The organism is Streptococcus oralis, from assembly GCF_023109195.1.
GTDB classification, from domain to species: Bacteria; Bacillota; Bacilli; order Lactobacillales; family Streptococcaceae; genus Streptococcus; species Streptococcus oralis_BV.
Window position 1 is genome coordinate 266,900 of the sequence record NZ_JALDUB010000001.1, and the last position, 23,641, is coordinate 290,540.

The following is a 23,641-nucleotide window of genomic DNA, read 5'->3' on the forward strand; positions in this document are numbered from 1 at the left end:
TATAATAAAATAGCAATTAAAGTTAAGTATACGTTGTTTTTTTCTTTTATAATTTAAATAATAACTAAAATTTTTTAAGTTTATTTAGTAGCGAAGCTATAAAAAAAGTTGTATAATGTTCTGAGTTATAAAATTATAATTAAGGAGATTATAATGGGGAAAGATTTATTTAATCCACGCCTTCATAAGTTTTCTATTCGAAAACTAAATGTAGGTGTTTGTTCTGTGCTCTTGTCCACCTTGGTTCTATTGGGAGTAGCTACTCAAGTTAGTGCTGATGAGACGAGTGTGACAAACTCTTTAAACGAGGTAGCTAAAACAAACCTTGATAACACAACAGAGACTTCTATATCAGCTACAGATTCTAAAACATCAGAAAAGTCTGAAACACCATCTGTAATAGAATCCTCTCAACCAACTAAAGAAACAGCAACTTCAAATTCTGGAACAGAGCCTGCTGATAAAAAGAACAATGACCAATCGATTATCTCTGAAACAACGCAGTCTCCTGTTGAGAAACCAGTTACTTCTCCAGAAGATAAATCTACAGAGAGTGCTAAACCAGAAACTGCAGTTGCTCCAATAATTGCTGAACCTACTGAGACGTCTAGTGTTACTGAACAATCTACACGTTCTCGTAGAGTTCGTCGTGATACCCAGACAACTTCAGTTGCACCAGCTAGTTATGCAGGTGCGGACGATGCGACTCCTGTACCACGTACATCTAAACCAGAATTGTCTGAATCAGAGAAGAAAGAAAGTACACAATTAGCAAAACAAATTAACTGGATTGATTTCTCTGATACAGCAAGCTTGAAAAACTTAGATCCTCAGGGAGGGTTTAAGATTGGAACTACTTATACGAAGGAAATTTCGCCTGGCTATGTAGTGACACTTACCGTTACAGAGCTCAAACCATTTCAATCAACTGAAATCTATAAAAAACGGGTTGAAGGAACTTCATCTGCTGGAACTTATGATCCAAATGCAACAAACAGTTATTTAAAAAGTTGGAAAGATTATGGAAAAACTCCACCTCCTGTATCAGGTCAACCTCAAGATAAATGGAGTACTATTGGGGGACAAGGTTTTGATACACAAGGCCATAAAACACAAATTATCGTACCAGTTGATGGTGTAAACTGGGGGGTTAAATTTAAAATAGAAGCCACTTATCGTGGAAAAAAAGTAAAACCAGCAGTTGTTATGGCTGATGGAGAAGATGCTAACCCTGGTGAATATGGTATTTTTACCACTAACGGTGAAGGTTGGGAATACGTAGGAGAATGGATGAAAGGTCCTCGTGCAAAAGGTCCTTACACTGTTACGACTGAAGAACTTGTTAAGCAGGCTGACAAGACAACAAGAGGTGGTCTACTCATCCTAAAAGATAAGACTGTCGATTGGAATAAGTTTTTGAGTCCTGATACAGTTACAGGTGGTCTAGGTAGTCAAGTATTTGGACCAATAGTTTCAGCAAGTAAAGCAGTGCCAGTTGTAATGACCCGTGGGGCTTCTGAGGTAGGTTTTTATGTTGCGACCGCAGGGCAACAGGCACTTATGATGGGATTCTTGGTAGTTGATGGTGGTGATGCGCCAGAAAGTTACGGTGAAGCTCACCATACTATCTCTACACGCGATTCGATAACAAATGTTCAAATAAAGCAACCTTACTTAGGTTCTACAGAAGCAGATATCGATGTGGATTCTAAAAATGATTGGACTTCTGATGATCGTGAGGATGTTTCAGATGAAGGTCCGCAGCAATTGCTAACTGCTGATCAATATAACAATACTAACGACCTTTTGGATTTAAACAAAGCTAAGAATGGCGCTTATACCCTTAAGATTAAGGCTAATCCAAATGGTAATGCTAAAGCATATGTCAAAGCATGGGTGGACTTCAATAATAATGGGAAATTTGATGATAATGAAGGCAGTGTAGTTAAAGAAATAACTGCTAATGGAGATCACACTTTAACATTTAATGCAATTCCGAGTCTTAGTGGTGGCTTAGTTGACCAACTTGGAATGCGTGTGCGTATTGCGACTAATGCAGGTGATATTGAGAAGCCTACCGGGATGGCATTTAGTGGTGAAGTAGAGGACATGTTGGTTCGTCGTACTTATCCACCTCAAGGTGAAAAGAAAGAAACAACAGGTCTTCAAGGTGAAACACAAAATGCTACAGTTCACTTCACACCTAAAGGACCAGATCGTTCAGACTTTGTAACTAATGCTAGCATGAGTAGCCAAGCGCCACAGATTTTGGATAATCAAGGAAATGTCTTGACTCCAACAAACGGCAATACTTATGTGCGTCCGGAAGGAACCTATGTAGTGACTACTAATGGAGATGATATCGATGTAGCGTTCACACCAAATGCAGACTTCACAGGAACTGCTGAAGGGATTAATATTCGTCGTACAGACTCAAACGGTTCATCAACTAACTGGCAATCAACTGATGCATCAAATCCAAATAAGAATGACATTTTGAACAATATGGATGGTCGATACATTCCTACTGTTCGAAAGATACCAACATATGAATCAACTGGTGTTCAAGGTCAAGAACAAAACAAAAATCTAATCTTTAATGATGGTGATCCTGCAAAAACGCCAGTGACTCCAGATGCTTCACGCCCTGCGACCTTTGTGAATGCTAACGGCCAACCTATTACTGGTAACTCAGTTCCTGCTACATCCAATGGTCAGTCAGTTGGAACTTATGAGTTAGACCCTAACACTGGTCAAGTCACTTTCAAACCTAACAAAAATTTTGTTGGTACCCCAGACCCAGTTACTGTCCAAGTAAATGATTCTAACGGTGTTCCTTACCGAGCACATTATAAACCAACAGTGACTAAGGTAACACCAACCAGCACTAACGCAACCAGCACAGGTCCTCAGGGTGTCCCACAAACAGGTACCCCAACCTTCCAAGGTGGTGACCCACTTGTTCCGATCGATGAAACAGTTGAGCCAACCTTCGCAGATGGAAGCAAAGAGAAGTCTATTCCAGGTCAAGGGACTTACACGATTGCGCCAGATGGAACTGTAACCTTCACTCCAGACAAACAGTTTGTCGGAAGCCCAGATCCAGTCACAGTGAAACGTGTAGATAAGAATGGCACCCCGGTCACTGCGACCTATACCCCAACAGTGACTAAGGTAACCCCAACTTCAACAGACGCCACTTCAAATGGTATCCAAGGTCAACCGCAAAAAGGTACCCCAACCTTCACAGAAGGTAATCCATTGGTTCCAATTGATGATACGAAACCAATGACTTTCGAAGATGGACAGTCAACGAAAACAGTTCCAGGTGTAGGTGAATACAGCATCAATCCAGATGGCTCTATTACCTTTACACCAGAAAAACAATATGTTGGCACACCAGATCCAGTCACAGTGAAACGTGTAGATAAGAATGGCACCCCAGTCACTGCGACCTATACCCCAACAGTGACTAAGGTAACCCCAACCAGCACTAACGCAACCAGCACAGGTCCTCAAGGTCTTCCACAAACCGGCACCCCAACCTTCCAAGGTGGCGATCCACTGGTTCCAATCGATGAAACAGTTGATCCAACCTTCGAAGATGGAAACAAAGAGAAGTCTATTCCAGGTCAAGGAACTTACACTATTACGCCAGATGGTACAGTGACCTTCACTCCAGACAAGCAGTTTGTCGGAAGACCAGATCCAGTCACAGTGAAACGTGTAGATAAGAATGGCACTCCGGTCACTGCGACTTACAGTCCAGAGTTCACTAAGGTAACTCCTACTGGTACGGGAGATAAGACAGAAGGCCTTCAAGGTCAGGTCCAAGAAGGTAAAGTGACCTTCACTCCAGGCCATGACTCTGTACCATTCCCAGATGATTCAACTCCACTATTTGACAATGGTACAACTGTGAAAGAAGTGCCAAATGTTGGTAAGTTCGAAGTAGACGCAGACGGTAAGGTGACCTTTACTCCTGATAAGCAGTTCAAGGGTGAAACACCAGAGCTTGAATTGACTCGTGTAGATGCCAACGGAACTCCTGTTACTGTCAAGTACCAAGCGGTGGTGAAAGAAGTAGTTCCAACCAGCACTAACGCAACCAGCACAGGTCCTCAGGGTGTTTCACAAACAGGAACTCCAAGCTTCCAAGGTGGTGATCCACTGGTTCCAATCGATGAAACAGTAGAGCCAACCTTCGAAGATGGAAGCAAAGAGAAATCTATTCCAGGCCAAGGAACTTACACGATTGCATCAGATGGAACTGTAACTTTCACTCCAGACAAACAGTTTGTTGGAAACCCAACTCCAGTCACAGTCAAACGCGTAGATAAGAATGGAACTCCAGTCACTGCGACTTACAGTCCAGAGTTTACGAAAGTAACACCAACAAGAACTAACGCAACCAGCACTGGCCCTCAGGGTGTTCCACAAACAGGAACTCCAAGCTTCCAAGGTGGTGATCCATTGGTTCCGATTGATGAAACAGTAGAGCCAACCTTCGCAGATGGAAGTAAAGAGAAGTCTATTCCAGGTCAAGGAACTTACACGATTGCGCCAGACGGAACTGTAACCTTCACCCCGGACAAGCAGTTTATCGGAAACCCAACTCCAGTCACAGTCAAACGTGTGGATAAGAACGGCACTCCAGTGACTGCGACTTACAGTCCAGAGTTTACGAAAGTAACACCAACTGGTAAAGGTACTTCTTCAGTTAACATTAAGGGACTTGTTCAAACAGGTACCCCAAGCTTCCAAGGTGGTGACCCACTGGTTCCAATCGATGAAACTGTGGCAGCAACATTTGAAGATGGATCAACTGAAAAAGTGATTCCAGGTCAAGGAACTTACACCATTGCGCCAGATGGAACAGTAACATTTACCCCAGACAAGCAGTTTGTCGGTAAACCAGATCCAGTAACAGTCAAACGCGTTGATAAGAACGGTACTCAAGTGACTGCGACCTATCGTCCAACAGTTGTAGATCCATCTACTGGTCATGATACGGCTTCTACAGGAGCAAAAGGCCAACCACAAATGGCAACCCCAACGTTTGAAGGACATATCGATAGTACAGTTCCACCAACATTTGAGGATGGTAGTACGACTATGGTTGTTCCGGGTGAAGGAAGTTATACAATTGATAAAGATGGTAAGATTACCTTTACTCCAGAACCAGACTTTGTTGGTACAGCTAAAGGATTGGTTGTGAAACGTTTGGATATGTATGGAAATGTAGTTACTGCTCATTACACACCAACTGTCCTTGGACAAACACAAGTGATTGATGCGACATCAGAAGGTCTTAAAGGTCAAACTCAGACTGGTAAACTAAACTTTACAGGTGATGTCGATCTGACAGTTCCGCCAACCTTTGAAGATGGAACAACTAAAAAAGTCGTTCCAGGTGAAGGAACTTATGTAATCTCACCAGATGGCACCGTCACCTTTACCCCTGAGGCAGACTTTGTAGGACAAGCCAAAGGTGTGAAAGTGATCCGTAAAGATCGCAATGGAAATATCATTTCAGGATTCTATACTCCAACAGTAGTAGAACTTCCTGTGGTTGAAAATCCAGAACAACAAGGTATTACAGAAGAAAGAACTACTAAAACTCTTCCAAATACGGGTTCTGAGGAGACATCTCACTTGACAGCTGGTCTATTGGCTGCTTTATCAGGTATGGGATTAATTTCTCTAGCTCAAAGAAAAAAATCTGAGGAAGAATAATTAGTGGTGAAAGTCATCTAATAAGTTGTTTTAGATACTTGATTGAAATGATTACATTCATTGCTATCTAAGAAGATGTCAGTCTAACAGAAAAAGAGAACCAATTGGTTCTCTTTTTTTGGTAATTGGTTTGAAAATCGTTTAATTATTCTGCATCAATTATTCACAATTTTACTAAAGTGGTATAATATAGCTATACAGGGAGGCTTGAACTTTGATTTATATAATTGGTTTTATTTGTTTTTTACTTGTAATGTTTCTGTTTAGTCGCTTAATTCAGCAATCAAAGAATCCTTCGGGCTTTCTAGGAAAACGAATGATGAAATTGTGGAATAGAGCCTATCTCCCCATGTTTGTATGGGCAATTCGTCATCTGGATAGGACATTTTACCCTGCAATCTTAGATGTAGGAGTTGGGAATGGCCGTTCAACCATCCTACTGAAAGAAACTTTTCCGCAAAGTACCATAACTGGAATCGATATTTCAGATACTGCAATAGCTCAAGCCAAACAGATAGAGATGACTAATCTAAATTTTGAACGAAGAGACGTTAGGGAGACAGGCTTTTCTGATGAAAGTGTTGATTTAATCACAGCCTTTCAAACTCATTTTCATTGGCGAGACCTAGAGGCTTCTTTTATGGAACTTCGAAGAATACTCAAATCAGACGGGATGCTCTTACTGGCTTGTGAATATAATAAGTTGTCTTACTTTTTACCAGAGGTCCAAAGCGAAGAAGCATTTAGACGATTCTTGTTGTTAATAGGGCTTGAGCTTATAACTAGTCAAAGAAAGGGATCGTGGATCCTTTATAAAATTGTTAAACATTAATGGAGGTACAATCATGAAACAATTATTTTTATGTTCATACTTTGCTGGAGTCAAAAAGCTTTTTAGCGATTATGCAAAGGAAAAGAATCTAGAAAACAAGGTTTTATTTATTCCTACCGCTGGGAACAAAGAGGATTATACTGCCTATATCGATGAGGCTCAGCAAACATTCAAAGATTTAGGATTTGAGATAGAGGTTCTAGATATTGCTTCTTGTGATCGAGAAACTGCACAGGCAAAGATTTTCCAAAGCAAAATTCTTTATATCTCTGGCGGGAATACATTTTATTTATTACAAGAATTAAAGAAAAAACAACTCCTATCTCTTATCAAAGAACAAATAAGAGATGGGCTGATCTATGTGGGGGAATCAGCAGGGGCTATCATTACTGCCAAGGATATTGACTACAATAAGCTCATGGATGACAAGACGGTAGCGAAAGAGTTATCGGATACAACGGGATTGAATGAAGTGGAGTTTTACATCCTTCCACATTATGGTGAGGAGCCTTTTACTGATAGTAGCAAGAAGACCTTTGAAACCTATAAAAAGCAGCTCGACTTAATGCGAATGAACAATTTACAAGCTGTTATTGTAAATGATAAAGAAATAAAAGTTGTTTCTGAACAGGATTAAAATAATTTTTTTCGCTATTATGACATCTATTCTAATACGTTGTCCCTTTTAAAAAGAAAAGGGAAGATAATATAAGTTTATGTCAGTTTTCCCTTGACAAATATTCATTTTGCGTGTAAAATGGAATAGATCTTGAACTTGAAGGGAGTGAAAAAAATGTCTAAAACAGTAGTACGTAAGAATGAATCTCTTGACGATGCACTTCGTCGTTTCAAACGTGCGGTTACTAAAGCTGGTACTCTTCAAGAAACACGCAAACGTGAATTCTATGAAAAACCTTCTGTAAAACGTAAACGTAAATCAGAAGCAGCTCGTAAACGTAAAAAATTCTAATTTGAAATGAAAGGCTAGACTTGTCTAGTCTTTTTTTGCATAGTGTTTAGAGGAAAAAATATTATGAGAGAGTATATAAAAGAATATCAAAAGATGCGTGAAAATCACTTGGAAGATTGGGGTTATTGTGCTGATCCGATAGATTGGAAGGATTTTGAAGAGTCAAACAAAAGAATTTTTGAAAAGTATTTGACCGAGTCAAAAGTATTGTCTGACAAGGTTTTAAGAGTAAAATTGTACAGTAGCTTATTGCTAGATGATACTAAATATTTTGCCTATTATGCGGCGTTTTTAGATGGGGATTATAAGCAGTTAAACAACGCTCTATGGCAAACAGGAAGAACCGAGCTGCTGAGAGGCGGTTTGTTGGCAAGTGGAACCATCTACACAGATGGAATTTTAAAAGGCTTGTTTACCTCTTTTGCTTGTAATGATTTTTCAGCCATTCCATCATTCATCCCCAAAGATTTACCCTTGTTGAAAGGAACCTATTATCCAGAAAATGTGATGAATCTTTTATACGCTCTTTATTATCAAGATGAAGAAAGATTATCCGAGTCTCTCTTGCGTGCACAACAGTTTTTAGGGAAGAAAAAACGAACTGGTATGGAAGAATTTTCTGTTCGGTATTTCATAAACTTGGCAAGAAAAGATGCAGTTGCATTAAGTGAGTCCCTACAAAGTTTATGCCAAGCTTATCAGAGACGAGGTTACCCCTATGAAAAAATTGATAAGTGCTTTGCGGATGAGATTCATGGTCTATATCGTTTGGTACGATTGTTTGACCATTCCTTGTTCGAAGAAGTCAGTATGCCATCTCATAAGACTTTTTTGAAGGAGTTTGAAGAATGGCAAGTCCAAAATCAGTTTCCACAAGGTCAACAGTTCTATACCTATCCTCAAGATATGGCTGATGCAAATAGAATATTAACAAAAGGTCTTCCAAGAATTTACTTTGAAAAATCTGGAAGGGACTTGGTGATAGACGTTGACCAATTTGCAGTAGATTTGTCTCGGTTAATTTAAAAGAGTAGGAAAAGACTTACTAGTCAAATCTTTTCCCAAGCAACATCAAATAAATACTGTAAATCCTGCAAAAAAAGGAAACTTCCAACTACAATTTGATATAATAGTAAGGAGAACTCGATTGAAGGAGGAAATTATGTCGGTTTTAGTAAGAGAAGTAATTGAAAAGCTCAGACTAGATATTGTATACGGCGAAGGCGAATTGCTCGAAAAAGAAATCAACACAGCGGACATTACGAGACCTGGTCTTGAAATGACGGGCTATTTTGATTACTACACTCCAGAACGGATCCAGCTTTTGGGGATGAAGGAGTGGTCCTATTTGGTTAGTATGCCTTCTCAAAACCGTTATCAAGTTTTGAAAAAAATGTTTCTGTCAGAAACACCAGCGGTCATCGTAGCCCGTGGCTTGGTGGTTCCAGAAGAAATGTTGAAGGCTGCTAGAGAATGCAGGATTGCCATTTTGACCAGTCGGACAGCAACCAGCCGTTTATCTGGAGAACTTTCTAGCTACCTTGATTCCCGTTTAGCTAAACGTACCAGTGTACATGGTGTCTTGATGGATATCTATGGCATGGGAGTCTTGATCCAAGGGGATAGTGGTATCGGTAAGAGTGAGACAGGTCTTGAACTCGTGAAGCGTGGCCACCGTCTAGTAGCGGATGATCGTGTCGATATTTATTCTAAGGATGAGATGACCCTTTGGGGAGAACCGGCTGAAATCTTAAGGCATCTACTTGAGATTCGTGGAGTTGGGATTATCGATGTTATGAGTCTCTATGGAGCAAGCGCTGTAAAAGATTCTTCACAAGTTCAACTAGCTGTCTATTTGGAAAATTACGATACCCATAAGACTTTTGACCGTCTAGGAAACAATGCCGAAGAACTCGAAGTTTCTGGTGTAGCTATTCCACGTATCCGCATCCCAGTAAAAACAGGACGCAATATCTCTGTTGTTATTGAGGCGGCAGCCATGAACTATCGTGCTAAGGAAATGGGCTTTGATGCAACGCGTTTATTTGAAGAACGTTTGACAAATCTGATCGCTCAAAATGAGGTGAAACATGATTAATCCAGTTGCATTTGAAATCGGACCTTTTTCCATTCGTTGGTATGCCCTGTGTATTGTGGCAGGCTTGGTCTTGGCAGTCTATCTTGCCATGAAAGAAGCTCCTAAGAAGAAGATTCTGTCGGATGACATTCTAGATTTTATCTTAATTGCCTTTCCTATTGCAATTTTAGGTGCCAGACTTTACTATGTACTCTTCCGCTTAGATTACTATCTTCAAAATCCAGGTGATGTGATTGCCATCTGGAATGGCGGTTTGGCCATTTATGGTGGTTTGATAGCTGGAGCTATTGTACTTTATATCTTTGCGGATAGAAAACTCATCAATACTTGGGACTTTCTAGATATTGCGGCGCCGAGCGTTCTGATTGCCCAAAGTTTAGGGCGCTGGGGGAATTTCTTTAACCAAGAAGCCTACGGTGCAACAGTAGATAGTCTGGATTATTTGCCAGGCTTCATTCGTGATCAGATGTACATTGATGGGAGTTACCGTCAGCCGACCTTCCTATACGAGTCGGTTTGGAATCTGATTGGATTTGCTTTGATTCTGATTTTTAGAAGAAAATTGAAGGGAATCAGACGTGGTCATATCACTGCTTTTTACTTGATTTGGTATGGTTTTGGTCGTATGATCATAGAAGGAATGCGAACAGATAGTCTTATGTTTTTTGGACTGCGGGTGTCCCAATGGTTATCAGTTGTCCTTATCGGACTTGGTATTTTTATCATACTTTATCAAAATCGAAAGAAAGCCCCTTTCTATCATACAGAGGAGGAAAAATAAATGTTAGAAGTTGCATATATACTTGTTGCGATTGCTTTGATTGTCTGTTTAGTCTATTTGACAATCACGATTCAAAAAGCAGGTCGTATGATTGATGAGACAGAGAAAACCATCAAAACGTTGAGTTCAGATGTGAACGTTACCTTGCATCAGACCAATGAATTGTTGGCTAAGGTCAATGTGTTGGCAGATGATATCAATATCAAAGTTGCGACGATTGATCCACTCTTTACAGCTGTGGCGGACTTGTCAGAGTCAGTATCTGACCTCAATCAGCATGCACGTGTCTTAGGCAAAAAAGCTTCATCTGCTGGTTCAAAGACCATTAAAACAGGTGCAGGCTTGTCAGCTCTTCGTTTCGCAAGTAAAATTTTCAAAAAATAAAAAAGGAGAAATCTTATGGGAAAACTATCCTCTATCCTTTTAGGAACGGTTTCAGGTGCAGCTCTTGCCTTGTTCTTAACCAGTGACAAGGGCAAGCAAGTTTGTAGTCAAGCTCAGGATTTTCTAGATGATTTAAGAGAAGATCCAGAATATGCTAGAGAGCAGGTTTGTGAGAAACTAACTGAAGTGAAGGAACAGGCAACTGACTTTGTATTGAAAACAAAGGAGCAAGTAGAATCTGGTGAAATCACTTTTGATAGTGTCCTTGACCAAGCTAAAAACTGTGCTCGACAAGCGACGGAAGCATCGAAGGAAACCTTTAACAATCTCAAGGAGCAATGGCAAGAACAGTCAGCAACTCCAGATATCGTAGAAGACGAAGAAGAGATTATTATTGATATTACAGAAGAATAAAACATCACCATCTCTGGTTCATCTAAGGTTCTGGGGATGGTGATTTTTATCTGGAAACCAGTCTTTGTGGTATAATAAATACTATGCAGAAAAAACCAACGTCAGCCTATGTGCATATTCCCTTTTGCACACAGATTTGTTATTATTGTGACTTTTCAAAAGTTTTTATCAAGAATCAACCAGTAGATAGTTATTTGGAGCATCTGCTAGAAGAGTTTCGTTCTTATGATATCCAAAAATTGCGAACCCTCTATATTGGAGGTGGGACACCAACTGCTTTGTCAGCTCCGCAACTAGAAGTGCTCTTGGATGGCTTGACTAAAAACTTGGACTTGTCTGTCTTAGAAGAGTTGACCATTGAGGCTAACCCAGGAGATCTGAACGCGGATAAGATTGCGGTTTTGAAAAACTCGGCTGTCAATCGTGTTTCCCTAGGTGTCCAGACCTTTGATGACAAAATGCTGAAAAAGATTGGGCGCAGTCATTTGGAAAAGGATATTTATGAGAATATCGACCGCCTCAAACTGGCTGGTTTTGACAATATCTCCATCGACCTAATTTACGCTCTTCCTGGTCAGACCATGGATCAGGTCAAGGAAAATGTGGCTAAGGCCATTTCGCTTGATATTCCTCATATGAGCCTTTATAGCTTGATTTTGGAGAATCATACGGTCTTTATGAACCGTATGCGTCGAGGGAAATTGCCCTTGCCCAAGGAAGAGTTAGAAGCAGAGATGTTTGAGTACATCATTGCAGAACTTGAGCGAGCCGGCTTTGAGCATTATGAGATTTCCAATTTCTCCAAGCCAGGCTTTGAAAGTCGCCACAATCTCATGTACTGGGATAATGCTGAGTACTATGGTATCGGTGCGGGTGCTTCAGGTTATGTGGACGGAGTTCGTTATAAAAACCACGGTCCTATTCGACATTATCTCAGTGCGGTAGAGGCAGGAGATGCTCGGATAACTGAAGAACGCCTGAGCCAAAAGGAGCAGATGGAAGAAGAAATGTTTTTGGGACTTCGCAAGAAATCTGGGGTTTCCATGGCTAGATTTGAGGAAAAATTCGGACGTTCCTTTGATGGACTTTATGGCGAGATCATCAGAGACTTGGTTCACCAAGGCCTTATGCAGATCTACGGTGATCGTGTCCGAATGACAAAGAGGGGTCTCTTCTTGGGAGACACTGTAGCAGAACGATTTATTTTGGAGTAGAACAATGGGCTTAACTTATCAAATGAAAATGAAAATTCCTTTTGATATGGCGGACATGAACGGTCATATCAAACTTCCAGATGTGATTTTGCTGTCCTTGCAAGTATCAGGTATGCAGTCAATTGAGCTGGGAGTTAGCGACAAGGATATGTTAGAACGCTACAATCTGGTCTGGATTATTACAGACTATGCGATTGACGTGGTACGTTTGCCTCGCTTTGCTGAGGAGATTACGATTGAAACAGAAGCCTTAACTTACAATCGTCTTTTTTGCTACCGCCGTTTCACTATCTATGATGAAGCAGGTCAAGAAATCATTCGCATGGTAGCAACCTTTGTTCTTATGGACAGAGACAGTCGTAAAGTCCATGCTGTCGAACCGGAGATTGTTGCTCCTTATCAGTCTGAGTTTGATAAAAAACTGATCCGTGGGCCAAAGTATGCAAATCTAGAAAACCCGTTCAGTAAAGACTACCATGTTCGTTTTTACGACTTGGATATGAATGGTCATGTTAATAACAGTAAATACTTGGATTGGATTTTTGAGGTTATGGGAGCAGATTTTTTGACCAAGTATATTCCAAAGAAAATCAATCTCAAATATGTCAAAGAAGTGCGACCAGGTGGAATGATTGCTTCAGCTTATGAACTCAAGGGACTAGAAAGCAAGCATGAGATTATCAGTGATGGGGAGATCAATGCTCAAGCTATGATTACGTGGCAAGAAATTGAAGGCAATTAGAAAGGACGATATGGCTTATAAAGGTTATTTAATTGATTTAGACGGAACCATTTACAAGGGGAAAGACCGAATTCCCGCGGGTGAGGCTTTTGTCCATGAGTTACAAAAAAGAGAAATTCCCTACCTCTTTGTGACCAATAATACAACTCGTACTCCTGAGAGTGTTCAAGAGATGTTGGCTCAGAATTTTAACATTAATACACCTCTATCAACTGTCTACACAGCGACTTTGGCAACCATCGACTATATGAACGACTTGGGACTGGAAAAGACAGTCTATGTCATTGGTGAAGCAGGGCTCAAGGATGCTATCCAGGCGGCAGGTTATGCGGAAGACAAGGAAAATCCTGCCTATGTGGTAGTTGGACTGGACTGGCAAGTCGACTATGAAAAATTTGCGACGGCGACTCTAGCCATTCAAAAGGGGGCTCACTTTATCGGAACCAATCCTGACCTCAATATCCCGACGGAACGTGGTCTCTTGCCTGGTGCTGGTTCACTAATTACACTTCTTGAAGTCGCTACACGGGTAAAACCAGTTTATATCGGAAAACCAAATGCTATCATTATGGATAAGGCAGTTGAGCACTTAGGCTTGAAAAGAGAAGAGTTGCTCATGGTTGGGGATAACTACCTGACAGATATCCGAGCAGGAATTGACAATGGCATTCCAACTCTCTTGGTGACGACAGGTTTTACCAAGGCAGAAGAAGTAGCAGATCTGCCAATCGCACCAACTCATGTAGTTTCTAGCCTTGCGGAGTGGAATTTTGATGAAAACTAAACTGACCTTTTGGGGAAGTATGCTCTTTCTCCTCTCCCTGTCTATTCTCTTAACCATTTATCTGGCATGGGTTTTCTATCCCATGGAGATTCAGTGGCTGAACTTAGCGAATCGAGTCTATCTAAAGCCAGAAACCATTCAGTACAATTTTCATATCTTGATGAATTACCTGACTAATCCCTTTAGTCAGGTCTTAGAGATGCCGGATTTTCGTTCATCAGCGGCAGGGCTACACCACTTTGCGGTGGTGAAGAATCTCTTTCACCTAGTTCAGCTAGTTGCCCTAGTGACGCTACCAAGTTTCTATTTCTTTGTTAGAAAGATTGTGAAAAAAGGCTTTTTGCCCCTATATCGTAAAAGTATCTTGATTCTAGTGCTATTGCCTCTGGTCATTGGGCTTGTAGGAGTGTTGATTGGTTTTGAGCAATTCTTTACTCTTTTCCATCAGATTCTCTTTGTGGGAGATGATACCTGGCTTTTTGATCCAGCAAAGGATCCCGTTATTTGGATTTTGCCAGAGACTTTCTTTCTCCATGCCTTTTTACTTTTCTTTGCTTTGTATGAAGGAATATTCGGTTTCCTTCTCGCTAAAGCTTCAAGGAAATAGTGGAAAAAATTCTGTATTTTTAATAAAAAACGAGAGAAGTTGCTCTACTCCCTATTTATTGTTAGGTTATCCTAAAGATAAACTTGCAAAGCAGGAGATTTTTGCAGAAAACAGTCTATTTTCTATGAAAAAATAGGCTTTTTTTCTAAAAATACCTAGTCAAGCGCTTTATTTTTTTGTATAATAGAAATAGCAAGTATAGATAAAAGAAGAGAAAAGCATGATTACACTATTTTTATCACCGAGTTGTACATCATGTCGTAAGGCAAAGGCTTGGTTAGAGACGCATAAAGTGCCCTTTCAAGAGCATAATATTATGACTAGTCCTTTAACAAGAAAAGAATTACAACATATTCTTTCCTTGACCGAAAATGGTACTGATGACATCATTTCAACTCGTTCAAAAATTTTTCAAAAATTGGATATTGATGTAGAGAGTATCTCGGTATCGGAGTTGCTTCAGCTGATTGAGCAATATCCTAGTCTTTTGCGTCGCCCAATTATTATAGATACCAAACGCATGCAGATCGGTTTTAATGAAGATGAGATTCGTGCTTTTCTCCCTCGTAGTTACCGTAAACAAGAATTGAAAGAAGCAACATTGAGAGCTGGTATTGGATAGATGAACAAACAGTATAGTTACCCACTAGATTTGTCGTGGAGCACTGAAGAACTTGCTTCAGTGCTTTCTTTTTTTAATGATGTTGAAGCTGCTTATGAAGATAAGGTAGAAGCAAAAAAACTGCTAGAGTCTTACAAGGAATTCAAATTGGTCGTGCCAAGCAAGAGTGAAGAGAAACGTTTGGGACGAGAATTTGAAACAGTTAGTGGTTATTCGCTTTACCGAGCAGTTCAGGCTGCCAAGGAAAAAAGAGAAGGGAAGATTTCTCTTGGAAACTAAATTTGAATTTGCCAAACAGATTGTGCAGGAAGCTGCTAACTATATTTTGGCTCACATGAAAGAAGATTTGCAGGTTGAGCGCAAGTCTTCGCCTACAGACTTAGTGACACGTTTGGACAAGGAGGTCCAGGAACTCTTGGTTGAACGGATCAAGTACTCCTATCCTGAGGACTTGATTTGCGCGGAAGAGGGTTGTTTACGTGCTGCAGTAGGTCAAGGTTCCGTTTGGGTGATTGATCCCATTGACGGTACCAATAACTTTGTCGCCCAGCAGGAAGATTTTGCCGTGATGTTGGCTTATTTTGAGAATGGTGTGGGCAAATTTGGTGTCATCTATGATGTCATGAAAGGTGATTGTTACCATGGTGGTGGTGCCTTTCCTCCTTGCCGCAATAATGATCCCTTACCGCCTTTTAAAAAGAAACCTCTTCAAGAATTTTTAGTTGCCGGTAACTCAGGTATGTTTGAAAGCAATGAGTGGGGCTTGGCGGATTTGGGTCGAGCAGCGTTGGGTGTCCGTGTCTACGGCAGTGCGGCCATTAGTTTTGCCAAGGTTTTATCGGGTCGCCTTCTGACTTATATTACCTACCTGCAGCCATGGGATTACGCTGCGGCCAGTATCTTAGGGGAAAGTCTGAGTTATCGTCTTCTTACGGTATCAGGTGAGCCCGCTGATTTTAAAACGCGTCAGCCTGTCATGATGGTGCCAATCGAGATGCAAGAAGAGATTCAGTCTTATATCTACGAAAGGAAAGAGAACTAAATGCAATTTCCAGAAGGATTTGTTGAAAAATATGAAGCGATACTAGAAGACGAGGCAAGAGACTTTCTTGCCTCTTTTAAACAAGAAGCAGTTTCGGCTTTTCGGGTCAATCCCTTAAAAGAAAGTCAGTTATCGTTTGCAGATGCTATTCCAAATACACCTTGGGGGTATTATGGTAAGGTTTCTGGAAAGTCACCAGAGCACGTGACAGGTTTCGTTTATTCGCAAGAGCCTGCAGCCCAAATGGTGGCCCAGGTGGCTCAACCAAGTCCTGGTATGAAGGTCTTGGACTTGGCTGCAGCACCAGGTGGAAAATCCACTCAACTAGCAGCTTATCTGGCTAATCAGGGAGTCCTTGTTTCCAATGAAATTTCAAGTAAGCGTGCTAAGATTTTAGTGGAAAATATGGAGCGATTTGGAGCGACAAACGTTGTTGTGACTAATGAATCTGCTGACCGCTTGGCCAAGTTTTTTAAAGGTTACTTTGATGTGATTGTCCTTGATGCACCTTGCTCGGGTGAAGGGATGTTTCGTAAGCAGCCAGATGCCATGTATTATTGGAGTACTGATTATCCTAGTCAATGCGCTAGTCTCCAAAGAGAAATTTTAGAAGATGCAGTGACCATGCTTGCTGAAGGTGGCCGTTTAGTTTATTCGACCTGTACTTGGGCACCAGAGGAAAATGAAGAAATCGTCCACTGGTTACTTGATACTTATGCATTTGAATTGCTTCCAGTTGAGCATGTGAACGGTATGGTAGCAGGAATGGATCTTCCTGAAACAGCACGGATGTATCCTCATCATTTCAAGGGAGAAGGTCAGTTTGTTGCCCACTTGCAGTTTAAGGGACAAAATCCCGCACCTAAATTCACAGCTAGCAAAAGCAATCTCAGTCGGGAACAGCTGGCCTTGTGGCAAGAATTTGCCCAAAAACACTTGAGAGTCAATCTAACTGGTATCTTGCAGACCTTTGGAGATCAACTCTATCTCCTGCCAGAGATGCTACCGGATCTAGGGAAACTCAAAATTGCTAGAAATGGGCTCCATCTGGGTACTTTTAAGAAGAAACGCTTCGAACCAAGCTTTGCTCTCGGTTTAGCCTTGAAACCAAGTCAAGTACTTCAAAGTGTCGAAATCAATGATGAGGATTTTGTAAAATATGTGGCTGGTGAGACCGTTCAATTGTCTGAAGCTCGACCAAATGGCTGGTACCAAGTTGTGGTTCAAGGAAACGGATTAGGCTTTGCCAAGGTAACGGGAAATGTTTTGAAAAATTATTATCCAAAAGGACTCAGATTCAGGTGAAAAAGCTAGTCAAAGAGCCTATTCTATGTTATAGTGGAAGTATGAGTTTTTTCTGATAGTCTTTCATTATTACTTATATTATACGATGGAATTGTCCGCTCCTAAGAATGACTAGATAAAATAAAGCGGGATAATCATTGATGATAATTGGATGATCAGGACAAACGGAAGAAATCAGAACATTTATCATTATGTTCAAGGAGAATAACAGTGAAAAAAAGAAAAAAGCTCGTCATGTCTCTTGCAGCTCTTTTGATGGCAGGTTCTCTTGCAGGATGCGCTAGCTGGATTGATCGTGGAGAATCCATGACAGCCGTTGGTTCAACTGCTCTTCAGCCTCTTGTCGAAGCGGCAGCAGATGAATTTGGTTCTAGAAACATCGGAAAAACAGTCAATGTTCAAGGTGGAGGATCGGGTACAGGACTATCCCAAGTCCAGTCTGGAGCAGTTGACATCGGGAACTCTGACGTCTTTGCAGAGGAAAAAGAAGGAATCGATGCTTCAGCACTAGTAGACCACAAGGTTGCAGTGGCTGGTCTTGCAGTGATTGTAAACAAGGAAGTGGATGTTGAAAATCTCACAACCGAGCAACTTCGCAAAATCTTTACAGGTGAAGTGACCAACTGGAAAGAAGTTGGGGGCAAAGACCTGGCCATTTCAATCATCAACCGAGCAGCAAGTTCTGGTTCACGAGCGACGTTTGATACGGTGGTTATGAATGGCCAAGCAGCAATGCAGAGCCAAGAGCAGGATTCTAACGGGATGGTCAAGTCCATTGTATCCCAAACACCTGGAGCCATTTCTTACCTGGCTTTTGCCTATGTAGATGACTCCGTGAAAAGCATGAAACTGAATGGGTATGAGCCTACGTCTGAAAATGTAACGACCAACAACTGGCCTTTGTGGTCTTATGAACATATGTACACACTTGGTCAGCCAAATGAGTTAGCTGCTGAATTCCTGAATTTCGTTCTCTCAGATGAAGCCCAAAATGGGATTGTTAAGGGCATGGGCTATATCTCCATCAATGAAATGAAAGTCCAAAAGGATGCTTCAGGTATCGTTACAGCAGTAGAAGGAGGTCAATAATGAATCAAGAAGAATTATCTAAAAAATTACTCTCTCCTTCAAAGAACTCTCGGCTTGAGAAGTTTGGTAAAGGATTGACCTTCACTTGCCTTTCTTTGATTGTTATCATTGTGGCAATGATTTTGATTTTTGTAGCCCAAAAAGGCTTATCGACCTTCTTTGTCAATGGGGTCAACATCTTTGATTTCCTTTTTGGACAAACTTGGAATCCTTCTGGGAAACAATTTGGTGCCCTTCCGATGATTTTGGGTTCCTTTATTGTGACGATTTTATCAGCTCTCATCGCAACACCCTTTGCTATTGGTGCGGCAGTCTTTATGACCGAAGTCTCACCAAAGGGTGCAAAAATCTTGCAACCAGCCATTGAACTCCTCGTTGGTATTCCTTCAGTCGTCTATGGATTTATCGGTTTACAAGTTGTGGTGCCTTTTGTTCGTAGCGTCTTTGGTGGAACTGGTTTTGGGATCTTGTCAGGGATTTTCGTTCTCTTTGTCATGATCCTACCAACTGTAACCTTTATGACAACAGACAGCTTGCGTGCTGTTCCTCGTCATTACCGTGAAGCCAGTTTGGCTATGGGAGCCACTCGTTGGCAAACCATCTGGCGTGTGACCTTGAAAGCAGCACGTTCAGGTATTTTTACTGCAGTGGTCTTTGGGATGGCGCGTGCCTTCGGTGAAGCCCTTGCTATTCAGATGGTGGTCGGAAACTCAGCAGTTATCCCAACATCGCTAACAACACCAGCTGCGACTTTGACATCTGTATTGACTATGGGTATCGGAAATACCGTCATGGGAACGGTTGATAATAACGTTCTCTGGTCACTGGCCTTAGTCTTGCTCTTGATGAGTTTGGCCTTTAACAGTGTGATTAAATTGATTACGAAAGAAAGAGGAAAGAAAAACTATGCACGCTAAGAAATTAGATAAACTTGCAACAGCTGTCCTCTATACCATCGCGGGTATCATCGTGGCCATCTTGGCATCCTTGATTCTCTATATCTTGGTGAGAGGGTTACCGCATATCTCTTGGTCTTTCTTGACTGGGAAATCCTCCTCTTATCAAGCAGGTGGGGGTATCGGGATTCAGCTCTACAATTCCTTCTTCCTTTTGGTCATTACCTTGATCATTTCTGTTCCGCTATCTATGGGTGCTGGTGTTTTCCTCGCTGAGTATGCCAAAAAAGGACCTGTGACTAATTTTATTCGTACCTGTATTGAGATTTTGTCTTCTCTACCATCAGTCGTTGTGGGTCTCTTTGGTTACTTGATCTTTGTAGTCCAGTTTGAGTATGGATTTTCAATCATTTCAGGTGCCTTGGCCTTGACAGTCTTTAACCTTCCTCAGATGACTCGAAATGTTGAGGACAGTTTAAAACACGTTCACCATACACAACGTGAGGCTGGTCTGGCCCTTGGAATTTCTCGTTGGGAGACTGTGGTCCATGTCGTCATTCCAGAAGCCCTTCCAGGTATCGTAACGGGTGTTGTCTTGGCATCTGGCCGTATCTTTGGTGAGGCCGCCGCTCTTATCTATACGGCAGGACAATCCGCTCCAGCCCTTGACTGGTCTAACTGGAATGTCCTCAGTGTTACCAGCCCTATCTCAATCTTCCGACAAGCAGAAACCCTAGCTGTCCACATCTGGAAGGTCAACAGTGAAGGAACCATTCCTGATGCTACCATTGTATCTGCTGGTTCTGCCGCCGTGCTCCTCATCTTTATCTTGATTTTTAACTTTGGAGCTCGCAAACTCGGAAGCTATTTACACAAGAAATTAACCGCTGCCTAAAGGAGAAGCCATGTCAAAATATAACTGGGATGAAAAGCATATCATCACTTTCCCTGAAGAAAAAGTGGCCCTCTCTACTAAGGATTTACATGTTTACTATGGTAAAAATGAATCCATCAAGGGCATCGATATGCAATTTGAAAAAAATAAAATTACAGCCTTGATTGGTCCTTCTGGATCTGGGAAATCTACCTATCTTCGCAGTCTCAATCGGATGAATGATACCATTGATATTGCCAAGGTCACAGGCCAAATCCTCTACCGAGGGATTGACGTTAACCGTCCAGAAATCAATGTCTATGAGATGCGCAAGCATATCGGAATGGTCTTCCAACGTCCAAATCCATTTGCTAAGTCTATTTACCGCAACATCACTTTTGCTCATGAACGTGCAGGAGTTAAGGACAAGAAAGTCCTTGATGAAATTGTAGAAACTTCTCTACGACAGGCTGCCCTATGGGATCAGGTCAAAGACGACCTCCACAAATCAGCCTTGATGCTTTCTGGTGGTCAGCAACAACGTCTCTGTATCGCTCGCGCTATCTCTGTCAAGCCAGATATCCTCTTGATGGATGAACCGGCGTCAGCCTTGGATCCGATTGCGACAGCCCAGCTGGAAGAAACCATGCTGGAATTGAAGAAGGACTTTACCATCATCATCGTTACCCACAGTATGCAACAGGCTGCGCGTGCAAGTGACTACACAGGATTTTTCTACTTGGGTGATTTGATTGAGTATGATAAGACATCCAATATTTTCCAAAATGCTAAGTTACAGTCAACCAATGACTATGTAACGGGACACTTTGGTTAGAAAGGAAACGGTATGTCAGAAGCGATTTTACAGGTGTCAGACCTGTCCGTTTATTACAATAAAAAGAAGGCCTTGAATAGTGTTTCCCTTTCTTTCCAACCCAAGGAAATAACGGCCTTGATTGGTCCTTCTGGATCAGGAAAGTCTACCCTGCTCAAAGCCATCAACCGCATGGGCGATCTAAATCCTGAGGTGACAACAACGGGATCAGTAGTCTATAATGGTCACAATATCTACAGTCCTCGCACCGATACGGTTGAATTGCGTAAGGAAATCGGTATGGTCTTTCAACAGCCCAATCCCTTCCCTATGTCTATCTACGAAAATGTTGTCTATGGGCTGCGTATCAATGGGGTTAAGGATAAACATGTTTTGGATGAAGCAGTAGAAAAGGCCTTGCAACGTGCTTCTATCTGGGATGAAGTAAAGGATCGTTTGCATGATTCGGCCATTGGTCTCTCAGGTGGACAACAACAACGTGTTTGTGTTGCTCGTGTCTTAGCAACCAGTCCAAAAATCATCCTCTTAGATGAACCAACTTCAGCTTTGGATCCTATTTCTGCAGGTAAGATTGAGGAAACCTTGTATGGTCTGAAGGATAAATACACCATGCTCTTGGTAACGCGTTCGATGCAACAAGCCTCACGTATCTCTGATAAAACAGGATTTTTCCTAGATGGGGATTTAATCGAGTTTAACGATACGAAGAAGATGTTCCTAGACCCGCAAAACAAGGAAACAGAAGATTATATTACAGGAAAATTTGGATAAGGAGTTGAATGATGTTACGATCTCAATTTGAAGAAGATTTAGAGAAATTGCACAACCAGTTCTATGCCATGGGACAAGAAGTGCTCTCGCAGATCAATCGTACAGTGCGTGCCTTTGTTACGCATGACCGTGATTTGGCAAAAGAAGTCATCGAAGACGATGCAGAAGTAAATGAATATGAAGTGAAGTTGGAAAAGAAATCATTTGAAATGATCGCCCTCCAACAACCTGTTTCGCAAGACCTTCGTACCGTCTTGACCGTTCTCAAGGCAGTGTCAGACGTGGAACGCATGGGAGATCATGCAGTGTCTATCGCTGAGGCGACCATTCGTATGAAGGGGGAGCAACGTATCCCTTCTGTTGAAGAAGAAATCAAAAAGATGGGACGCGACGTGAAAAACTTCGTTGAAGCAGCTCTAGATCTCTATCTCAACGGTTCTGTGGATCAAGCCTACGAAGTAGCAGCGATGGATGAAAAAATCAACCATTACTTTGATAGCATCCGAGATTTGGCTACAGAAGAAATTAGGAAAAATCCTGAAGCCATCGTTACAGGCCGTGATTACTTCCAGGTCATTTCTTTCTTAGAACGTATCGGAGACTACGCAAAAAATATCTGTGAATGGGTTGTTTACTTTGAAACAGGTAAGATTGTCGAACTATAAGAAACGGTTTAAATATACAGAAATAAGGCTGGTTAGAATAAATCAGTCTTCTTTTTTTATGAAAAGAATTGTTTTACAATCAAAATCTCTAAAAAGGTTGACAACTATTTTTAAAAGAGTTATAATTATTCAGAATTAACAGAAAGGTCGTTTATTTATGAAATTCAAGAAATGGATATTAGTTGTGTGTAGCATGCTTGCCAGTGTGGTTCTAGTAGCTTGCCAGTCAGGTACGGATAGTTCCCAGTCTGCTGTGGACGCTATCAAACAAAAAGGAAAGCTAGTCGTTGCGACCAGCCCAGACTATGCGCCGTTTGAATTCCAATCCTTGGTAGATGGTAAAAACCAAGTGGTTGGTGCAGATATTGATATGGCTCAAGCAATTGCAGACGAGCTTGGGGTTAAACTTGAAATCTCTAGCATGAGTTTTGACAATGTCTTGACCAGTCTTCAAACTGGAAAGGCTGACTTGGCCATTGCAGGAATTAGTGCTACAGATGAGAGAAAGGAAGTCTTTGACTTTTCAATCCCTTACTATGAAAATAAGATGAGTTTCTTGGTTAGAAAAGCTGATTTAGACAAATACAAGGATCTTACAAGCCTCGCAAGTGCCAATATCGCAGCTCAAAAGGGAACTGTGCCAGAAACCATGGTCAAGGAACAATTGCCAAATGCCCAGTTGACATCCTTGACCAATATGGGGGAAGCAGTCAATGAATTGCAGGCTGGAAAAGTGGATGCTGTTCATATGGATGAACCAGTTGCTCTTAGCTACGCAGGTAAAAACTCAGACCTTGTCGTTGCATCTGTTAACTTGACAATGAAAGATGGCGAAGCCAATGCCGTTGCTATTAAGAAGAATCAATCAGACTTGAAAGCAGTAGTCGATAAGGTTATCCAAAAACTGAAAGACGACGGAACCTATCAAAACTATCTTGAAAAGGCAGCGAAACTAACAGAAGTTGAGCAATAAGAAAAAG

Annotated in this window: 24 protein-coding genes; all 24 read left to right on the forward strand. The window is 41.4% G+C overall.

Annotated elements, in window-relative coordinates; genetic code table 11:
• Nucleotides 1–153: 153 nt before the first annotated feature.
• The 24 genes from M1F65_RS01280 to M1F65_RS01395 all read left to right on the forward strand — a co-directional run bounded on the left by M1F65_RS01280 (nucleotide 154) and on the right by M1F65_RS01395 (nucleotide 23,634).
• Nucleotides 154–5,736 (forward strand): GEVED domain-containing protein, encoded by a 5,583-nt coding sequence (locus M1F65_RS01280; protein WP_247925322.1) that lies wholly within the window; start codon nucleotides 154–156, stop codon nucleotides 5,734–5,736.
• A 214-nt stretch (nucleotides 5,737–5,950) separates the two neighbouring features.
• On the forward strand, nucleotides 5,951–6,568 hold the full coding sequence (locus M1F65_RS01285) for a class I SAM-dependent methyltransferase (protein ID WP_084881731.1): 618 nt from the start codon (nucleotides 5,951–5,953) through the stop codon (nucleotides 6,566–6,568).
• Between the two features lie 13 nt (nucleotides 6,569–6,581).
• Nucleotides 6,582–7,205 carry a Type 1 glutamine amidotransferase-like domain-containing protein gene (locus M1F65_RS01290; protein ID WP_084881732.1) on the forward strand — a complete coding sequence of 208 codons (624 nt, stop codon included), beginning with the start codon at nucleotides 6,582–6,584 and terminating at the stop codon, nucleotides 7,203–7,205.
• 156 nt (nucleotides 7,206–7,361) lie between these two features.
• Nucleotides 7,362–7,538: a 30S ribosomal protein S21 gene (gene rpsU, locus M1F65_RS01295; protein WP_000048054.1), complete on the forward strand. Its 177-nt coding sequence runs from the start codon at nucleotides 7,362–7,364 to the stop codon at nucleotides 7,536–7,538.
• Nucleotides 7,539–7,601: 63 nt separating this feature from the next.
• Nucleotides 7,602–8,564 carry a hypothetical protein gene (locus M1F65_RS01300; protein ID WP_216734234.1) on the forward strand — a complete coding sequence of 321 codons (963 nt, stop codon included), beginning with the start codon at nucleotides 7,602–7,604 and terminating at the stop codon, nucleotides 8,562–8,564.
• 136 nt (nucleotides 8,565–8,700) lie between these two features.
• On the forward strand, nucleotides 8,701–9,636 hold the full coding sequence (gene hprK / locus M1F65_RS01305; protein ID WP_247925323.1) for an HPr(Ser) kinase/phosphatase: 936 nt from the start codon (nucleotides 8,701–8,703) through the stop codon (nucleotides 9,634–9,636).
• Complete coding sequence (lgt, locus tag M1F65_RS01310; protein WP_247925324.1) at nucleotides 9,629–10,417, forward strand: prolipoprotein diacylglyceryl transferase; 789 nt, start codon at nucleotides 9,629–9,631, stop codon at nucleotides 10,415–10,417. Before hprK ends, lgt begins: the two co-directional genes overlap by 8 nt.
• Nucleotides 10,418–10,801: a DUF948 domain-containing protein gene (locus M1F65_RS01315; RefSeq protein ID WP_084857729.1), complete on the forward strand. Its 384-nt coding sequence runs from the start codon at nucleotides 10,418–10,420 to the stop codon at nucleotides 10,799–10,801. It begins immediately after the preceding gene.
• A 15-nt stretch (nucleotides 10,802–10,816) separates the two neighbouring features.
• Nucleotides 10,817–11,215: a YtxH domain-containing protein gene (locus M1F65_RS01320; protein WP_084857727.1), complete on the forward strand. Its 399-nt coding sequence runs from the start codon at nucleotides 10,817–10,819 to the stop codon at nucleotides 11,213–11,215.
• Between the two features lie 83 nt (nucleotides 11,216–11,298).
• Nucleotides 11,299–12,429, forward strand: coding sequence for a radical SAM family heme chaperone HemW (gene hemW / locus M1F65_RS01325; RefSeq protein ID WP_084857724.1), 1,131 nt, complete (start codon nucleotides 11,299–11,301; stop codon nucleotides 12,427–12,429).
• A 4-nt stretch (nucleotides 12,430–12,433) separates the two neighbouring features.
• The gene (locus tag M1F65_RS01330) at nucleotides 12,434–13,171 is read left to right on the forward strand and encodes an acyl-[acyl-carrier-protein] thioesterase (protein WP_247925325.1); all 738 of its coding nucleotides are present in this window, start codon (nucleotides 12,434–12,436) and stop codon (nucleotides 13,169–13,171) included.
• 10 nt (nucleotides 13,172–13,181) lie between these two features.
• A complete protein-coding gene (locus M1F65_RS01335) occupies nucleotides 13,182–13,955 on the forward strand; it encodes a TIGR01457 family HAD-type hydrolase (RefSeq protein WP_000323533.1) in 774 nt (257 codons plus the stop codon).
• Entirely contained in the window at nucleotides 13,945–14,562 is a 618-nt protein-coding gene (locus tag M1F65_RS01340; protein ID WP_247925326.1) for a TIGR01906 family membrane protein, read from the forward strand. Before M1F65_RS01335 ends, M1F65_RS01340 begins: the two co-directional genes overlap by 11 nt.
• A 220-nt stretch (nucleotides 14,563–14,782) precedes the next feature.
• Nucleotides 14,783–15,184, forward strand: a complete 402-nt coding sequence (locus tag M1F65_RS01345; RefSeq protein WP_000631261.1) for a Spx/MgsR family RNA polymerase-binding regulatory protein — start codon at nucleotides 14,783–14,785, stop codon at nucleotides 15,182–15,184.
• Nucleotides 15,185–15,463 (forward strand): UPF0223 family protein, encoded by a 279-nt coding sequence (locus M1F65_RS01350; RefSeq protein WP_247925327.1) that lies wholly within the window; start codon nucleotides 15,185–15,187, stop codon nucleotides 15,461–15,463.
• Nucleotides 15,453–16,226: an inositol monophosphatase family protein gene (locus M1F65_RS01355; RefSeq protein WP_247925328.1), complete on the forward strand. Its 774-nt coding sequence runs from the start codon at nucleotides 15,453–15,455 to the stop codon at nucleotides 16,224–16,226. Before M1F65_RS01350 ends, M1F65_RS01355 begins: the two co-directional genes overlap by 11 nt.
• Nucleotides 16,227–17,531: an RsmF rRNA methyltransferase first C-terminal domain-containing protein gene (locus M1F65_RS01360; RefSeq protein WP_247925329.1), complete on the forward strand. Its 1,305-nt coding sequence runs from the start codon at nucleotides 16,227–16,229 to the stop codon at nucleotides 17,529–17,531.
• A gap of 210 nt (nucleotides 17,532–17,741) precedes the next feature.
• The gene (locus tag M1F65_RS01365) at nucleotides 17,742–18,620 is read left to right on the forward strand and encodes a phosphate ABC transporter substrate-binding protein PstS (RefSeq protein WP_049519494.1); all 879 of its coding nucleotides are present in this window, start codon (nucleotides 17,742–17,744) and stop codon (nucleotides 18,618–18,620) included.
• On the forward strand, nucleotides 18,620–19,537 hold the full coding sequence (gene pstC / locus M1F65_RS01370; protein ID WP_001070951.1) for a phosphate ABC transporter permease subunit PstC: 918 nt from the start codon (nucleotides 18,620–18,622) through the stop codon (nucleotides 19,535–19,537). Before M1F65_RS01365 ends, pstC begins: the two co-directional genes overlap by 1 nt.
• Complete coding sequence (pstA, locus tag M1F65_RS01375) at nucleotides 19,527–20,411, forward strand: phosphate ABC transporter permease PstA (RefSeq protein WP_000543051.1); 885 nt, start codon at nucleotides 19,527–19,529, stop codon at nucleotides 20,409–20,411. Before pstC ends, pstA begins: the two co-directional genes overlap by 11 nt.
• Before the next feature lie 10 nt (nucleotides 20,412–20,421).
• On the forward strand, nucleotides 20,422–21,225 hold the full coding sequence (gene pstB, locus M1F65_RS01380; RefSeq protein WP_000049851.1) for a phosphate ABC transporter ATP-binding protein PstB: 804 nt from the start codon (nucleotides 20,422–20,424) through the stop codon (nucleotides 21,223–21,225).
• 12 nt (nucleotides 21,226–21,237) lie between these two features.
• Nucleotides 21,238–21,996: a phosphate ABC transporter ATP-binding protein PstB gene (gene pstB / locus M1F65_RS01385; RefSeq protein WP_001287327.1), complete on the forward strand. Its 759-nt coding sequence runs from the start codon at nucleotides 21,238–21,240 to the stop codon at nucleotides 21,994–21,996.
• An 11-nt stretch (nucleotides 21,997–22,007) separates the two neighbouring features.
• Nucleotides 22,008–22,661, forward strand: coding sequence for a phosphate signaling complex protein PhoU (gene phoU, locus M1F65_RS01390; protein WP_000946469.1), 654 nt, complete (start codon nucleotides 22,008–22,010; stop codon nucleotides 22,659–22,661).
• A 157-nt stretch (nucleotides 22,662–22,818) separates the two neighbouring features.
• Entirely contained in the window at nucleotides 22,819–23,634 is an 816-nt protein-coding gene (locus tag M1F65_RS01395) for an ABC transporter substrate-binding protein (RefSeq protein WP_042768133.1), read from the forward strand.
• Nucleotides 23,635–23,641 lie beyond the last annotated feature (7 nt).

Excerpts from the sequence above, each read along its gene's own strand:
- M1F65_RS01320 (WP_084857727.1), top strand. The coding sequence starts at position 10,817 with ATGGGAAAACTATCCTCTATCCTTTTAGGAACGGTTTCAGGTGCAGCT.
- M1F65_RS01345 (WP_000631261.1), top strand. The coding sequence starts at position 14,783 with ATGATTACACTATTTTTATCACCGAGTTGTACATCATGTCGTAAGGCA.
- M1F65_RS01395 (WP_042768133.1), top strand. The coding sequence starts at position 22,819 with ATGAAATTCAAGAAATGGATATTAGTTGTGTGTAGCATGCTTGCCAGT.
- hprK (WP_247925323.1), top strand. The coding sequence starts at position 8,701 with ATGTCGGTTTTAGTAAGAGAAGTAATTGAAAAGCTCAGACTAGATATT.
- pstB (WP_000049851.1), top strand. The coding sequence starts at position 20,422 with ATGTCAAAATATAACTGGGATGAAAAGCATATCATCACTTTCCCTGAA.
- M1F65_RS01290 (WP_084881732.1), top strand. The coding sequence starts at position 6,582 with ATGAAACAATTATTTTTATGTTCATACTTTGCTGGAGTCAAAAAGCTT.
- pstC (WP_001070951.1), top strand. The coding sequence starts at position 18,620 with ATGAATCAAGAAGAATTATCTAAAAAATTACTCTCTCCTTCAAAGAAC.
- M1F65_RS01340 (WP_247925326.1), top strand. The coding sequence starts at position 13,945 with ATGAAAACTAAACTGACCTTTTGGGGAAGTATGCTCTTTCTCCTCTCC.
- lgt (WP_247925324.1), top strand. The coding sequence starts at position 9,629 with ATGATTAATCCAGTTGCATTTGAAATCGGACCTTTTTCCATTCGTTGG.
- M1F65_RS01335 (WP_000323533.1), top strand. The coding sequence starts at position 13,182 with ATGGCTTATAAAGGTTATTTAATTGATTTAGACGGAACCATTTACAAG.
- rpsU (WP_000048054.1), top strand. The coding sequence starts at position 7,362 with ATGTCTAAAACAGTAGTACGTAAGAATGAATCTCTTGACGATGCACTT.
- M1F65_RS01350 (WP_247925327.1), top strand. The coding sequence starts at position 15,185 with ATGAACAAACAGTATAGTTACCCACTAGATTTGTCGTGGAGCACTGAA.
- pstB (WP_001287327.1), top strand. The coding sequence starts at position 21,238 with ATGTCAGAAGCGATTTTACAGGTGTCAGACCTGTCCGTTTATTACAAT.
- M1F65_RS01330 (WP_247925325.1), top strand. The coding sequence starts at position 12,434 with ATGGGCTTAACTTATCAAATGAAAATGAAAATTCCTTTTGATATGGCG.
- pstA (WP_000543051.1), top strand. The coding sequence starts at position 19,527 with ATGCACGCTAAGAAATTAGATAAACTTGCAACAGCTGTCCTCTATACC.
- M1F65_RS01315 (WP_084857729.1), top strand. The coding sequence starts at position 10,418 with ATGTTAGAAGTTGCATATATACTTGTTGCGATTGCTTTGATTGTCTGT.
- phoU (WP_000946469.1), top strand. The coding sequence starts at position 22,008 with ATGTTACGATCTCAATTTGAAGAAGATTTAGAGAAATTGCACAACCAG.
- M1F65_RS01280 (WP_247925322.1), top strand. The coding sequence starts at position 154 with ATGGGGAAAGATTTATTTAATCCACGCCTTCATAAGTTTTCTATTCGA.
- hemW (WP_084857724.1), top strand. The coding sequence starts at position 11,299 with ATGCAGAAAAAACCAACGTCAGCCTATGTGCATATTCCCTTTTGCACA.
- M1F65_RS01360 (WP_247925329.1), top strand. The coding sequence starts at position 16,227 with ATGCAATTTCCAGAAGGATTTGTTGAAAAATATGAAGCGATACTAGAA.
- M1F65_RS01300 (WP_216734234.1), top strand. The coding sequence starts at position 7,602 with ATGAGAGAGTATATAAAAGAATATCAAAAGATGCGTGAAAATCACTTG.